11 protein-coding genes and 2 pseudogenes are annotated in these 13,468 nt (G+C 61.4%); 12 read left to right on the top strand and 1 reads right to left on the bottom strand.

The annotated features are described in order from the left end of the window. Positions 1-603 precede the first annotated feature (603 nt). From ACWHTU_RS16665 to ACWHTU_RS16630, 8 genes and pseudogenes are all read left to right on the top strand, one after another. Positions 604-1,482: pseudogene (locus tag ACWHTU_RS16665) on the top strand (cache domain-containing protein); the annotation flags it as partial. A gap of 189 nt (positions 1,483-1,671) precedes the next feature. Further along, a pseudogene (locus ACWHTU_RS16660) lies at positions 1,672-2,352 on the top strand (sensor histidine kinase); the annotation flags it as partial. Between the two features lie 140 nt (positions 2,353-2,492). Next, positions 2,493-2,963: a response regulator gene (locus ACWHTU_RS16655; RefSeq protein WP_447860526.1), complete on the top strand. Its 471-nt coding sequence runs from the start codon at positions 2,493-2,495 to the stop codon at positions 2,961-2,963. 147 nt (positions 2,964-3,110) lie between these two features. Continuing rightward, positions 3,111-5,423: a PAS domain S-box protein gene (locus tag ACWHTU_RS16650; protein ID WP_447860525.1), complete on the top strand. Its 2,313-nt coding sequence runs from the start codon at positions 3,111-3,113 to the stop codon at positions 5,421-5,423. Between the two features lie 122 nt (positions 5,424-5,545). Further along, on the top strand, positions 5,546-6,178 hold the full coding sequence (locus ACWHTU_RS16645) for a response regulator (protein ID WP_447860524.1): 633 nt from the start codon (positions 5,546-5,548) through the stop codon (positions 6,176-6,178). Positions 6,179-6,450: 272 nt separating this feature from the next. Continuing rightward, positions 6,451-6,729: a hypothetical protein gene (locus tag ACWHTU_RS16640; protein ID WP_447860523.1), complete on the top strand. Its 279-nt coding sequence runs from the start codon at positions 6,451-6,453 to the stop codon at positions 6,727-6,729. Positions 6,730-7,063: 334 nt separating this feature from the next. Then, positions 7,064-8,059, top strand: coding sequence for a sugar phosphate nucleotidyltransferase (locus ACWHTU_RS16635; RefSeq protein WP_447860522.1), 996 nt, complete (start codon positions 7,064-7,066; stop codon positions 8,057-8,059). A gap of 191 nt (positions 8,060-8,250) precedes the next feature. Further along, positions 8,251-8,649: a hypothetical protein gene (locus tag ACWHTU_RS16630; RefSeq protein ID WP_447860521.1), complete on the top strand. Its 399-nt coding sequence runs from the start codon at positions 8,251-8,253 to the stop codon at positions 8,647-8,649. Here ACWHTU_RS16630 and ACWHTU_RS16625 read toward each other — a convergent pair. Then, on the bottom strand, positions 8,623-10,221 hold the full coding sequence (locus ACWHTU_RS16625) for a phytoene desaturase family protein (protein ID WP_447860520.1): 1,599 nt from the start codon (positions 10,219-10,221) through the stop codon (positions 8,623-8,625). The genes ACWHTU_RS16630 and ACWHTU_RS16625 overlap by 27 nt on opposite strands. A gap of 233 nt (positions 10,222-10,454) precedes the next feature. On the opposite strand from ACWHTU_RS16625, the gene ACWHTU_RS16620 reads away from it, so the two are divergent. The 4 genes from ACWHTU_RS16620 to ACWHTU_RS16605 all read left to right on the top strand — a co-directional run bounded on the left by ACWHTU_RS16620 (position 10,455) and on the right by ACWHTU_RS16605 (position 13,448). Then, on the top strand, positions 10,455-10,940 hold the full coding sequence (locus ACWHTU_RS16620) for an N-acetyltransferase family protein (protein WP_447860518.1): 486 nt from the start codon (positions 10,455-10,457) through the stop codon (positions 10,938-10,940). A gap of 223 nt (positions 10,941-11,163) precedes the next feature. Beyond that, a complete protein-coding gene (locus ACWHTU_RS16615) occupies positions 11,164-11,598 on the top strand; it encodes a c-type cytochrome (RefSeq protein WP_447860517.1) in 435 nt (144 codons plus the stop codon). A gap of 300 nt (positions 11,599-11,898) precedes the next feature. Beyond that, the gene (locus tag ACWHTU_RS16610) at positions 11,899-12,117 is read left to right on the top strand and encodes a YgaP family membrane protein (protein WP_447860516.1); all 219 of its coding nucleotides are present in this window, start codon (positions 11,899-11,901) and stop codon (positions 12,115-12,117) included. An 83-nt stretch (positions 12,118-12,200) separates the two neighbouring features. Then, positions 12,201-13,448 carry an NAD(P)/FAD-dependent oxidoreductase gene (locus ACWHTU_RS16605; RefSeq protein WP_447860515.1) on the top strand — a complete coding sequence of 416 codons (1,248 nt, stop codon included), beginning with the start codon at positions 12,201-12,203 and terminating at the stop codon, positions 13,446-13,448. Positions 13,449-13,468 lie beyond the last annotated feature (20 nt).

The raw sequence follows: 13,468 nt of genomic DNA, 5'->3' as shown, positions 1-13,468 counted from the left end.
CCTGCCTCTTGGTCTATCTCGTCTATCTAGATTTATTGAGCCTGTCTTGTCCGAAGTTTGGGCGATCGGTCAGCCGGTCGACCCGACAAACCAAGATTGCCGCCACCAGCCTATTCCCTTTCCTGCTCTTGTTCAATGCCCGGAAAGGCCGCGGCTGTCGCGCCTTTTGGCCGTTGACTGGAAACCGCGACCCGTTGACCGTCGACTGTCGACCGTCAGGCGGAAAGCGGGAAACGGAGAACGCGGCGCTTGTCTCGACCAGCGGAGCCTGCTATCCTTCCGCCGCCTTCTTGTGCTCCGTTCTCAGGGTTTGCTGTAGCCGAGAACCAGCATGCGGACCCCGCGCACGCTTCATCCGCGCAATCGCGTTCTGCTCCGCGCCGATCTCTGTCGAGATCCGATTCCCGCGATGTACCCTCCGCGCTTAGCGTTCGCCGTCGCTTGCACAGGCTTCTCGCCGCGCAATCTTCTTGGCAGGTTCCGCCAATGTCCTCTAATGTCCTCTAAGGAACCCGTCCCTTGAAAAGGGGGATAGGGGTGGAGGCAAAGTAGACAGCTCTTCGTTCCTCGCTGTTGGCTGTTTTGCAGTGGAAGACCCGAACGGTGAATCGCGCCGCATCGAGATCCGCAGCGAGAAATCGGTGGTCGGAACTGTCCCTTCCTTTCCTTCTGTTATCATCCCTTGCGATCGGGGTGGGCATCGCGCTGTTTTCCTTGTTCTACCTGAGAACCGCGCTCGTCCGTGAACGAGGCGAGGATCTGGCCAGGACGGCGGTCGCAGTGGCGGACACGCTCGATCGTATTTTGTTCGAGCGCGTTGGCGACATTCAGGCCTTCGCGCGCGACAGCGTGCTCCGGAATGGTACGCCGGACTCGATGGCCGAAAGGCTGCGGCAGTACCGATCGCTCTACGGATATTACTCGTGGATCGCCGTCACGAATAGGGAAGGTCAGGTCATTGCGGATACCGGAGCGGTGACAGCGACCACCGGCGACGTGGTCGGAAGCGGGCTCGATGATCGCGGACAGGATGTGAGCCGGCAAGATTGGTTTCAGGAGGTTCGCCGGACCAGGGCGGTGCACGTGGCTGAAGTGAAGCCCTCGCCGGAGTCGGGAGGTGCGATGGCAGTGGGATTTTCCGCTCCGCTCCTGGGAGCGGCTGGCGAATTTGTCGGCGCGGTCACCAGCCGTATGCCGCTGGAAAACGTGCGGCCCGTGCTGGAGCAAGAGGGCCGGTTACGGCACGGCGAGGGGCGAACGTACGACTGGCTGTTGTTGGATCGAAGCGGCCTGGTCATCAGCGCCGGGGATCGGGAAAGACCGTTGCCCGTCAAGGCGGAGGCGATGGATTCCGTGCGGGCGGCCGACGCGAACCCGCGCAAGTCCGGCTTCGTCGAGGAAAGGCATCTGCGACGGCAGGTTCCGGTGTTGACCGGGTACGCGAAGACCCGCGGCCATGCCGGTTTCCCCGGCTTGAACTGGACCGTCCTCATTCGCCTCGACCGCGACCAGGCCTACGCTCCCATCGATCGTCTCGTGTGGCTGGTGGGCGGAGTCGGCCTCCTCGTCATCGCGCCGCTGACGGGCTATGCGGCGTGGGCCTCCTGGCGGCTGGTGCGGGAGAGCCGGGCTCTGCGACGGACGCGGCGGGAGTTGGAGGCGTCCGTCGTCGAGTTGGAACGGTCGAATCAGGAACTCCAGCAATTCGCCTATGTCGCCTCGCACGACCTGCAGGAACCGCTCCGCATGGTGGCCAGCTACACGCAACTCCTGGCGAGGCGTTACAGGGGTAAGCTGGACGCCGACGCCGACGAGTTCATCGGCTACGCGGTGGACGGCGCCGTTCGCATGCAACAGCTGATCAACGATCTGCTGGCCTACTCTCGGGTCACCTCACACGGGCACGCCTTCGAGCCGACGGATTGCCAGGCGCTGGTGCGGGACGTGCTCCTGAACTTGCGTGTCGCGATCGAGGAGAGCGGGGCTGTCGTGACGTACGACCGCCTTCCCACCGTGATGGCCGACGGCGCGCAACTGGGCCGGGTTTTCCAGAATCTCGTCGGCAATGCCATCAAGTTCAGGGGCCGTGAGCCGCCGCGGGTGCACATTGCGGTTGAACGGAGGGACGCCGAATGGCGGTTTGCGGTCCGCGACAACGGGATCGGGATCGACCCGCAGTACGCTAATCGGATTTTCGTCCTCTTTCAGCGCCTGCACAGCCGGGAAGAGTATCCCGGCACCGGCATCGGTCTGGCGATCTGTAAAAAGGTCGTCGAGCGGCACGGCGGGCGCATCTGGGTGGAGTCAGAGGCCGGCAAGGGGGCGACGTTTTACTTCACGCTCCCTGTTTAGAACATGCCGTCCATCGTCAATGGTCATGCGTCAATAGAGACTGAAGGTCATGGGGCACTGGAAGCGTTTCTCCGGCGCCATCCTATTCGATAAGACGATAAGGAGGCGCCGGTTCAACCGAAGGTTGGTATGGAGGCCCAATGGTTATTCCTGAACTGGTACGGCCGGTCGAGATTCTTTTGGTCGAAGATAACCCCGGCGATGTCCGGCTGACTATGGAAGCGCTCAAAGAGTCCAAGGTCATCAATCGATTGACCGTCGTCAAGGACGGGGTGGAAGCCTTGGCGTTTCTCCGCCGGCAGGGTCCATACGCACAGGCGCCTCGCCCGCATCTCGTGTTACTCGATCTGAATCTGCCCAAGAAGGATGGACGGGAAGTGCTGGCCGAGATCAAAGCAGATGAAGACTTGAAGCGCATTCCCGTGGTCATTTTGACGACCTCACAGGATGAACAAGACGTGTTCAAGAGCTATCACCTTCACGCCAACTGTTACATCACCAAGCCGGTAGATTTGGAGCAGTTCATCACGGTGGTGAAGTCGATCGAGGATTTCTGGCTAGGGATCGTGGTGCTGCCCAAGAATGGCAATCAGGTGCGGCGTGAAACGTGACGCGCTGAAAAGCTGACGGCAAATAGTTGGAGCCAACAGCCAACGGCTGAGGGCGACCGGCCGCCGACTATTAGTTGCTCGCTCTCGATTTCAAGCTGTTTGCTATGAGCTGTTCTCTATTCGCTCTTTGCCCAGAGGATTTGACGAATGACGAACCAGGATGCACTGCGCATTTTGTTGGTGGAGGACAACCCCGGGGATGTCCGGTTGCTGAAGGAATATCTGGCAGAGGCGGGCACACTTCAGGTTCAGGTCACCCAGGTTGACCGGCTTGCCGCCGGCATCGAGCGGCTGATCGATGCGAAGCCCGACGTGGTGCTGCTGGATCTCTCGCTTCCAGACAGCCAAGGCCTGGAGACATTGACCCGCGTGCACGCGGCGGCGAACGGCGTGCCCATCGTCGTGCTGACCAGCCTCGAAGATGAAGCACTGGGGCTCCAGTTGATCCGGGCCGGAGCGCAAGACTATCTGGTCAAAGGACAGGTCACCGGTCCGCTCCTGCGGCGGGCCCTGCGCTACGCCGTCGAACGAACACTCGCTGAAGCGGCGTTGAAGCACTCCGAGCGGGCCCTGCACGAGCAGGCTTGGCTGCTCCGTTCCATTTTGGGCAGCATGAGCGAAGGCGTCGTGGTCGTTGATGAAACAGGCACTCCGGTGCTGGTCAACCCTGCGGCCCAGCGCATCCTGGGGGCCCCGCCGCCGGAAGTCTCGTTGGCCGAGTGGATCGAGCCCATGAGGGCCGTGGTCTCCGATGACGCTTCATCCTATCCGAGTCCGAGCACGGACTTGCCGCTTTTACAGGTTTTCCGTGGGGGTGAGGTCAACAACGCGGAGCTGTTCATCCGCCGAACGGGAAGTGCCGAAGGGTTCTGGCTGAGTGTCAGCACGCGGAGCTTGCAACGCACCGACGGTACCGCCAGGGGAAGCGTGGTGGTGTTTCACGACATCACCCGTCACAAACTCGTTGAGGCGGCGCTGCGCGATTCCGAGCACCGGCTCCGTAGCCTGCTTGAAAGCGCCAAGGATGTCATCTTCACGGTTTCCACCAATGGCGCGATCGCCTCGCTAAACCCCGCCTTTGAACGCTGGACGGGCTGGTCCTGCACCGAGTGGATCGGAGAACCCTTCGGCTCGCTTCTTTATCCCGACGATTGCTCTTGCGCAAGGGACCTGTTGGCGACCCCGCTGGCGGAGGGACAAGCGCTCACGGCGGTCTTGCGTGTGCGCACGAAAGCCGGCGGCCATGTAATCGGGGAGTTGACCCTTGTCCCCCATGTGGCGGGTGGCCGGGTGGTGGGCCACGTGGGCATTATACGCGATATCACGGAACGGAAGCGGGCGGAAGAAGACCGGCAGAAGCTGGCGAAGGACAAGCTCTTGCTCTTGGAATCCACCGGCGAAGGCATCTACGGGATCGATCTGCAGGGCCGATGCACCTTTATCAACAAGGCCGGAGCGAAGATGCTCGGATATCAGCCTGAAGAATTGCTGGGCCAGAACATGCACGAACAGATTCATCATCAGCGCCACGACCGCTCACCATATCCGTGCGAGGAATGCCGGATCTATGCGGTGTTCCAGAGCGGAGAAGGGTGCCACGTTGAAGATGAAGTGATGTGGCGAAAGGACGGAACCGCGTTACCCGTGGAGTATTCGTCGTTTCCTGTCTTCGAGCAAGGCGTCATCACCGGGGCGGTCGTGACGTTCACCGACATCACCCAGCGCAAGCAAGCAGAGGCGGAACGCGAGGCGGCATTGCGTCAATTACGGGGTTTGTCCCGGCGTTTGGAGCAGGTCCGAGAAGAAGAGCGGGCTCGCATCGCCCGGGAACTCCATGACGAGCTGGGCGTCATGTTGACCTGTTTGAAAATCGATCTGTCGCAACTGAACCGGGTCGTGTCGATGGTCGACCAGGGCGCGGTTCGTGTGCACTTACAGGACAAGATTCTGTCGATGATGCAGCCGCTTGACAATACAATCGCGCTGGTGCAACGGCTCGTGAGCGAACTCCGGCCCGGCGTGTTGGACGACCTCGGGTTGGTGGCGGCGCTCGAATGGCAAGCGCAGCAGTTTCACAAACGTACTGGAATCGCCTGCGCCTTCCGCTCCAGCCTGGAGGATGTTGAGATCGATCGGGAGCAGGCGACGGCAGTCTTCCGCATCTGTCAGGAGGCGCTCACCAATGTCGCGCGCCATGCGCGGGCGACCGAGGTCACCGTTTGCTTGGAACAGACACGCTGCCGTCTGTTGCTGGAGATAAAGGACAACGGGTGCGGCATTCGGCCCGACAAAATTTCTGGCGCAGGATCGCTCGGGCTTGTGGGCATGCGCGAACGGGCCGAGCAGTGGGGAGGAAGCCTGATCGTGACCGGTCGGCCGGGCGAGGGTACGACGGTGACGTTGTCGTTGCCGATCGTGAACAGCCACAAGCCAGCAGCAAAGAGCGAGAATAGCAAGTAGCGCATCGCAGGCAGGTAGAAACGAAGAACCCATCTCTCCCTGGTTTCCGGCTATTCGCTACTGGCTGTTCGCTGAGGGAGCTATTCGCTCCCCGCTATGGGCTATGTGCTTGGTTTCCATCCATGTTGAAAATTCTCGTCGCCGATGACCACCCGTCGTTTCGACGCGGTGTCAAAGATATCCTGGCGGACGGTTTCGAAGCGGTCAAGGTGGGCGAATGTGGCACTGCGCAGGAGCTGCTCGAGCAGGTCCGCCACAAGAAATGGGATCTGGTCGTGATGGATATCAGTATGCCCGGACGGAGCGGCCTTGAGGCGCTGAAGGCGTTGAAGGCCGAGCGGCCGACCGTACCGGTGCTGGTCCTCAGTATGCATCCGGAAGACCAATACGCGATCCGGATGTTCAAAGCGGGCGCCGACGGGTATCTCACCAAAGCCAGCGCGCCGGAGGAGTTGGTCCATGCAGTCAAGAAGCTGCTCGCTGGCGGGCACTACGTCAGCGCCTCGCTCGGGGAGAAGTTGGTTCAGAGCGTCAAGCAGGGGACCGAGAAGCCGCCGCATGAGCTATTGTCGGACCGCGAATTCGAGGTGCTGTGCCTAATCGGCTCCGGCAAAACCGTCAGCGAGATTGCCGAGGTCATGCACTTGAGCGTCACCACCATCAGCACTTACCGTGCCCGTATCCTTGCAAAGATGCGCATGAAGACCAACGCCGAGCTGACGCGGTACGTTATTCAGCACGGCTTGGGGTTGTAAAGAGTGCTGAGTTCTTGTCGTACCAACCACGACAACCCGATGGGTTGAGATTCGACAACAAAATCCTCCTCTTCCTGATAGCGCACGCCGCACGTTTCGCGTATATCTGCCCGCGAAAGGTGGGTGTGTCATCCAGCAGCGGCACATCCGCGTCACAGGCGAGTGAGCGAGAGACGGAGCGGCCTCGGTGGAGGACGCGACTCGCCGGCTTGTCTCGCACGACCGCGAGAGAGAGGCCGGCGGTTCGCCCGAAGGTTGGCGGGGAGGACGTCATGGACCGGTCGTATCAGCTTGAGGCGGCGATTTATCGGCACGTGAGCCGTGTATCCGAATGTTCATTCGAGGAGTTGGTCGGCTGGCTGCCGCAGTATGCCTGGAACGAAGTGTTTGGCACGGTGGATCGACTGAGCCGGCAGGGGCGCCTCACGCTTCGCCATCCGACCCGGTTCGGGTTTCTGATCTCGCTCCCGCCCGGCGCTCGGGATGCTGCGAGCCTCCCTCGGGATGGGCGCGGTGGCGAGAGCCTCGCTGTGTGCCGGGCGGCATCGTGACTCCATGGGAGGAGATCGACGCCGTGCGGTGTCGGCGCTGTCAGGGGCTCATGTGTCCGATCGAGCTGCGGGATTGGACGGGCAGTAGAGGGCAAGATGCGTCTCGCGCGCTTCGGTGCCTCCTCTGCGGAGACATCGTCGACGAGATTATCGTCAGCAACCGGAGCAAGTCAGAAGGCGGATGCTCCGACGGCCGGAAAGGACGTCCCCGGCATGTCGATCGAGTCACCATGATCCAGTAGCTTCTTGCCGCCAGCCTGTGGGCATTTCCCCTCGCCTTTCCTCTTCCCGGTTGGGGAGAGGGAAGTGAGTGACCATGTTCGGGAGGACGAGCATGAATAACATCCAGCCGTGCGATCGGCTCTGGTCCATCATCTTGGCAGGGGGCGAGGGGGAACGTGTCCGGCCATTCGTCCAGCGGTGGCTGGGCCGCCCTAAGCCGAAGCAATACTGCGCCTTTGTGGGAACCAGGTCCTTGTTCCAGCATACGCTCGATCGAGCCGACCGACTCACGGCTGCGGATCATAAAGCGATCGTCATCGCACGCGCGCACGCCTGGGAGGTCTGGCCGCAGTTGGGGCAGCGACCTTCGGGCATGGTGATCCTGCAGCCGGCCAACCGAGGCACGGCAGCCGGGATCTTTCTCCCGCTGACCTATATCAAGGCCCGCGATGCCGAGGCCACCGTGATCATCTACCCATCAGACCATTTCGTGTATCCGGAGCAGCGGTTTGTCGACTCAGTCCGGCGGGCGGTCTTGACCGCCGAATGGCTTCCGGATCGACTCGTGCTGCTCGGCGTGACTCCGGATCGCCTGGAATTGGACTACGAATGGATCCTGCCCGGCGAACCGCTCGATCGCTCGTCGAATTATCGGATTCAGGCGGTGCGGGCTTTTTCCAAGAGACCTGCGCTGGCTGAAGCTGATGCGGCGCTCGCGGCGGGCGCGCTGTGGAATACGTCAGTGTTCGCTGCCAACGCGCAGACTCTCTGGGGCCTGGGTGATCGGTGTTTCCCGGACTTGATGTCGTTGTTCGAGCGCTTGCACCTGGCGATCGGCACGCCGCACGAGGCGCGAGTGCTAGACACCATTTATCACCAGATGCCGAGTTACAGCTTTTCATCCGGTTTGCTTCAACGGATTCCGGAACAGACCGCGGTCATCGAGATGCAAGAGGTCCTCTGGAGCGATTGGGGCAAACCCGAGCGGATTGCCAACTCGCTTCGACGGATCGGCCGGCAGCCCGCATTTCCGCTGTCCTGTCTCGGCAGGCCCTTTGCGCCGACCGGGTTAATGGCCGACGACGGGTGTACGATAGCGGGTGTGTAACGGGGAGGGTGCGAAAGACAGGGAGAGGGTGTCGCGCAATGCGAAAGGAAACGGCGTTCGAACTCGGGAACAACCAACCTTTCGTTGCTGACATGCTGACCCGCTATAGAAGCGGAAATCTTCCGGACGGGGGTTGTGCCCTCACTGCAGCCGTACGAGTCGTTGACCGAAGGTCGGGGAGGATATTGTCCATGAACAGTGAGTTCAGCGAGCCCGCCCCTGACCAAGAAAGCGGACGACGTCACGATGCCCGGGTCGGCGTGATCGTCCTGTCGCCTTCACTGCGCGTGCTCTACGCCAGTCGGGCGGCCATTGAATGGCTAACACCCACCACTCTCAGGACAGACTTGCGAGAGCCAGCTTCCTCGTCGGGCGGTCTGCCCCAAGGCGTAACCAATATCGCGAGGACCATCGTGGAGGAATTGGGCCGTCGGGTGGCCTCCCGGAACTGGGAGCCGTTTGAAGTCCGGCGACACCTCGACGAGTGGCAGGAACCGGTGTGGCTGCGCGGGCTGGGGTTGCCGAACCCCCAAGGGCTTCAACGGTCACGGATCGTGCTGACGCTATCGAGGAACCCATTTTCCCCGTGACAGGATCTCGCGTGCGGCATTGTAGCCGGCGGCTCCCGTCACACCGCCGCCTGGATGGGCGGCTGCCCCGCACAGATACAATCCGGCGATCGGCGTTCGATAATCCGCATAGCCGGGCACGGGCCGAAAACAAAACAACTGATTCAGCGTCATCGCTCCCTGAAAGATATTGCCGCCGGTCAGGCCGAACATTTGCTCAAGGTCCAGGGGCGTCAAGACCTGCCGGCCGATGACGGAGGCTTTGAAGTTCGGGGCATACTCGGTTAACAGATCCACACAGCGATCCGCAAAGCGCTCCCGCAATTGATCCCACGTCGCCGCGCGCAGGTTGTACGGCGCGTATTGGACGAACATCGACATCAGGTGGGAGCCCGGCGGGGCGACGGAGGGATCGACCACCGAAGGGATGGTGCATTCGAGAATCGGGCGATCGGAGGGACGGCCGTACTTGGCCTCATCGTAGGCCCGCTCGAGGTACTCGAGATCGGGACAGATGTGAATTGTCCCGCGGTGTTGAGGGCCAGGCTTGGTACCGGGACAGGCAAGGAAGCTGGGGAGCTCGGACAAGGCCAGATTGATTTTGAGCGAGGCGCTTCGGTAATCGATTCGTCGCACCGCCTGCACGAACTCGTCTGGCAGTTGTTTGGGATCGAGCAAGCGGGTGAACGTGACATGGGCATCGGCGTTGCTGGCAACCACCGGAGCCTTGAACTCGTCCCCGTTGGCCAACGCGACACCGGCGACTTCCCCGTCCTTGACCAGGATGTGGCTCACCTCAGCCTCGCAGCGAATGGTGACCGAGAGATCGCGAGCCGCTCGTGCCAACGCCTGGGTCAGGCCTCCCATCCCGCCTTGCACATACCCCCAGATTCCCCGTTTCCCGTTGGTGGTTCCCATCACGTGGTGAAACAGGACATAGGCGGTTCCGGGCGTCGAGGGTGAGGCCATGGTGCCGATGACGGCATCGGTCGCCAGCGTCGCCTTGAGCTCCTCCGACTCGAACCATCGCTCGAGGATCGGTCGGGCCGCTCCGGTCAGGAGTTCAACCAGGTCGCCGATCCGAGGGCCAATCCGCGTCACCATGCGACCCAGTCTGAGCAGCCTCCAGAGATCTCGCAGCCCAAGACGACGGATATTCGGCGGGGTCACGGTCAGGAGGGGCTCAAGGACCGTGGCGAGCCCTTCCAGCCAGTCCTGGTATCGGGGGTAGTTGTCCGCGTCGCGAACGCTGAACTTGGCAATCTCCTGGTGGTTCAGATCAGGATCGGCGCCTAGCAGGAGAAACCGCCCGTCGGGAAACGGTGTGAAGGAAGAGGGACTGCGCTCCAGGATCCTCAAGCCATAGGCCTCCAGGCGGAGGTCACGGACGATCTCCGGGCGAAACAGGCTGATCACGTAGGCGGCGGTCGAGACTTTGAAGCCGGGGAATACTTCTTCGGTGACGCAGGCTCCGCCCACGAGATGCCGTCGTTCGAGCACCAACACCTTCCAGCCGGCGCGGGCCAGATAGCAGGCGGCCACCAACCCGTTGTGCCCGGCCCCGATAATGATGGCGCCGTAGTCACTCGCCATAGGTGTCCGCAATGAAAGCGCTCGGGGAGGTGAGACCGATCATACTCGCGGGCCTGATTCGCTTCCACTGACCTCTTCCGACGCGATAGCCGGAGGGAGTACCCTGATGCCGAACCCCCAAGCCCTCTGCTTATGTGCACAATTGTTGCGCCGGAGAACGTGACTCGTGATGCGGGATGGGTTAAAGCGCCTGCTAGTGGACAGTTATTGTTTGCCGAGGTCGAAACAGGACCATGACCGCGAGGATCAGCGAACCAGTTGAGTTTCGTCTACCATCCGAGGACGACCTCCCTGAGCTGCTGGCTTTGGAAAAAGCCTGTTTTGACAGTCCCTATTACCGCCCCCATCAATTCAACCGATCGCAGTTCACGTCTTTCCTTCGAAACCCGCGGGCGATCTTCCTAGTGGCCGTTCGGCATGGCCTCTTGCTCGGCTATCTCGCCGGCACCTGCGGCGCCGGCTCTCGACGGGGCACCGCGCGGATCGACAGCCTGGCTGTTGCTCCGGGAATGCGGAACCAAGGGGTCGGGGGACTCCTCCTGAGGCGATTCATTGAAGAGGCCCAACGCCGTGGTTCCAAGCGTGTGACGATCGAAGTCGCCAGGGCAAACACCGACGCCATTCGCTTTTTCACGAACCGAGGCTTTAGTCCGGTGAGACGGCTTCCCGCATATTACGGTGGTCGGTACGACGGCCTGCGCATGCGGCGTCAACTGTGAAGCAGCACAACCGTCTATCGATCTTCTGGTGTGTCCGGGATGCGAGCGTGCCCGCGTCTCGCCGAAGATAGCCTCCACATTCCTGCGGTGTGGCATCCCGCGCCAGTGACCTTGCTCATCACTGGGGTCTTTCTCCCCTGTTGGCGTCATACTCGGCGAAGCCCGGTTCCTTGTAAGCTCTGAATCTCAAAGCCTTTCCGAACCACCTACCAGACGGCAACGCATGGCACATTCATCGCAAGCCGCCATGAGAGAAGGGGACGCGATGGAGCAAAAGGAACACAACAGCGGCGCTCGACGCAGACGATGGACGCGTACAGTCGTCCTGATTGTGGTGGGCATGGCTGGGGGGCTCTGGATGTTGCCGCAACTTTTGTCGTCGGCCGAGCAGGAAGCGGGTAAAGGCAGAGCGATCTACGAGAAGCATTGTCTGATCTGTCACGGATCGCGAGGCAAAGGCGACGGTCCTACCGGCAAGGTCCTGATTCCTCCGGCCACCGACTTAACGAGCGCAGCCAGCAAAAAGAAATCGGATGCAGACCTGCTCAAGATTATTCGGGACGGCAAACCCCCGACCGCCATGCCGGCCTGGAAGGGCCAGTTATCGGAGCAGGACATCCGGGATGTGCTCGCCTATATCCGCAGCTTGAGCCAATGAGAGAAGCCATGCCGCTGCGAACGCCCTGTCTGGCCGAGCTCGCGCTGGAGGGCCACCGTCGCCGCAGGAGACCGGTTCTTTGTGACAGGCCGGACCGCATGGCGCTACCGGCGATTGGCCATCGGTGCGAAGGTTCGATCGAGCCATCGAGAGAGATAAAGGGGATCGGGCTGAATCCTTTTTGAGGGTAAGGACTCATACCGAGTAAAACGGAAAACGCGAGGGAGTTGCTCTCCTATGATGTCCGGAGCTGAGGACCGACCACTGAGAGCTGGCGGCTTGAATCAAGGGGGTGCGACCATGATGTGTAACGTGGGCGGGGTCGAGCGGCCGATTCGCATCGTGCTGGGCGTGTTGTTCCTTGCCGTCGGCGCCTTGGCGGATTTGCCGCCAATCGGAGCCGGGATCATGATGATCGTCGGGGCCGTGGCACTCGTCACAGGTGCGATCGGCTTCTGCCCGGCCTGGAAACTGTTCGGCATCAACACGTGCGCGCCGAAGCCAAGCATGAAACAGTGACGGCCGGTCAGTCGTGACGCGGTCCGCAAGCGACTATTCCGAATTCCTAATTCCTAAGTCTGAATTCCAACCGGAGGTCGGGTATGGCTCGCATTGTGATTATCGGCGCATCGATCGGCGGACTGCCGGCGGCCTACGAGGCGCGGGCAATGCTGGACAAGAAGCACAAGGTCACGGTCGTCTCGAATGTGGACTACTTTCATTTTGTGCCGTCCAATCCCTGGGTGGCGGTCGGATGGAGAACGCGAAAGGACATCAGTTTTCCCCTTGGACCGGTGTTGCAAAAGAAGGGGATCGAATTCCTCTACGCTGCCGCGGAGCGGATCGAGCCTGAGCAGAACCGGGTCATCACGGCCAAGGGCCAGGTGCCGTACGACTACCTGATCATCGCCACGGGGCCGAAACTGAACTTTTCCGCGGTGCCGGGCCTGGGGCCGAGCGGCTATACCCAGTCGGTCTGCACCGTGGACCACGCGGAGCAAGCCTGGGGCGCGTACCAGTCGTTTCTGAAAGATCCGGGGCCCATTGTCGTGGGCGCGGCACAGGGCGCCTCCTGCTTCGGGCCGGCCTACGAAATGGCGTTCATTCTGGATGCGGACCTGCGCAAGAAGAAACTGCGTCGAAAGGTGCCGATCTATTTCGTCACGCCGGAACCCTACATCGGGCACATGGGACTGGCCGGCGTGGGCAAGTCCCGGCGGTTGATGGAAGACGAGTTCGCAGAACACTCGATTAAGGCCATTCCGAACGTCGCGATCAAGGAAGTACAACCGGGCAAGGTGTTCCTGGAGGACGGTCAGGAGATTCCCTTCCGCTATTCGATGTTCATTCCCCCGTTCACGGGCGTGGACGCCGTGGCGGGCACGCCCGGACTGTGCAACCCGAAAGGCTTCGTCAACATCGACGCCTACCAAGCCAATCCCAAGTACAAGAACATCTACGCGGTCGGCGTGTGCGTGGCGATCCCGCCGGTGGAACAGACGCCGATTCCAACCGGCGCGCCCAAGACCGGCTACATGATCGAATCGATGGTTTCGGCCGCCGTGCACAACATCAAGGCGGACATCGAGAACAACCCCAAACGCGAGACGGCGACCTGGAACGCGATCTGTCTCGCCGATATGGGTGACACGGGCATGGCCTTCGTTGCGCTGCCGCAGATGGCGCCGCGCAACGTGACGTGGGCGAAGAAGGGCAAGTGGGTGCATCTGGCCAAGGTCGCCCTCGAAAAATACTTCCTCCACAAGATGAAGAAGGGCGTGAGTGAGCCTTACTACGAGAAGGCAATCCTGAAAGCTCTGGGGATCACCAAGCTGGAACAGCAGGCGTAAACCAGCCGCTCGCCTCGCAG

The sequence above is a fragment of the Nitrospira calida genome, assembly GCF_976986435.1.
The sequence above is the reverse complement of the archived record's forward strand: the minus strand, read 5'-3'. Positions and strand labels throughout refer to the sequence as shown.

Bases quoted from the DNA above. Each gene is read 5' to 3' on its own strand.
- ACWHTU_RS16620 (WP_447860518.1), top strand. From the start codon at position 10,455: ATGACCGCGAGGATCAGCGAACCAGTTGAGTTTCGTCTACCATCCGAG.
- ACWHTU_RS16615 (WP_447860517.1), top strand. From the start codon at position 11,164: ATGGCACATTCATCGCAAGCCGCCATGAGAGAAGGGGACGCGATGGAG.
- ACWHTU_RS16625 (WP_447860520.1), bottom strand. From the start codon at position 10,221: ATGGCGAGTGACTACGGCGCCATCATTATCGGGGCCGGGCACAACGGG.
- ACWHTU_RS16610 (WP_447860516.1), top strand. From the start codon at position 11,899: ATGATGTGTAACGTGGGCGGGGTCGAGCGGCCGATTCGCATCGTGCTG.
- ACWHTU_RS16605 (WP_447860515.1), top strand. From the start codon at position 12,201: ATGGCTCGCATTGTGATTATCGGCGCATCGATCGGCGGACTGCCGGCG.
- ACWHTU_RS16650 (WP_447860525.1), top strand. From the start codon at position 3,111: ATGACGAACCAGGATGCACTGCGCATTTTGTTGGTGGAGGACAACCCC.
- ACWHTU_RS16630 (WP_447860521.1), top strand. From the start codon at position 8,251: ATGAACAGTGAGTTCAGCGAGCCCGCCCCTGACCAAGAAAGCGGACGA.
- ACWHTU_RS16635 (WP_447860522.1), top strand. From the start codon at position 7,064: ATGAATAACATCCAGCCGTGCGATCGGCTCTGGTCCATCATCTTGGCA.
- ACWHTU_RS16645 (WP_447860524.1), top strand. From the start codon at position 5,546: ATGTTGAAAATTCTCGTCGCCGATGACCACCCGTCGTTTCGACGCGGT.
- ACWHTU_RS16640 (WP_447860523.1), top strand. From the start codon at position 6,451: ATGGACCGGTCGTATCAGCTTGAGGCGGCGATTTATCGGCACGTGAGC.
- ACWHTU_RS16655 (WP_447860526.1), top strand. From the start codon at position 2,493: ATGGTTATTCCTGAACTGGTACGGCCGGTCGAGATTCTTTTGGTCGAA.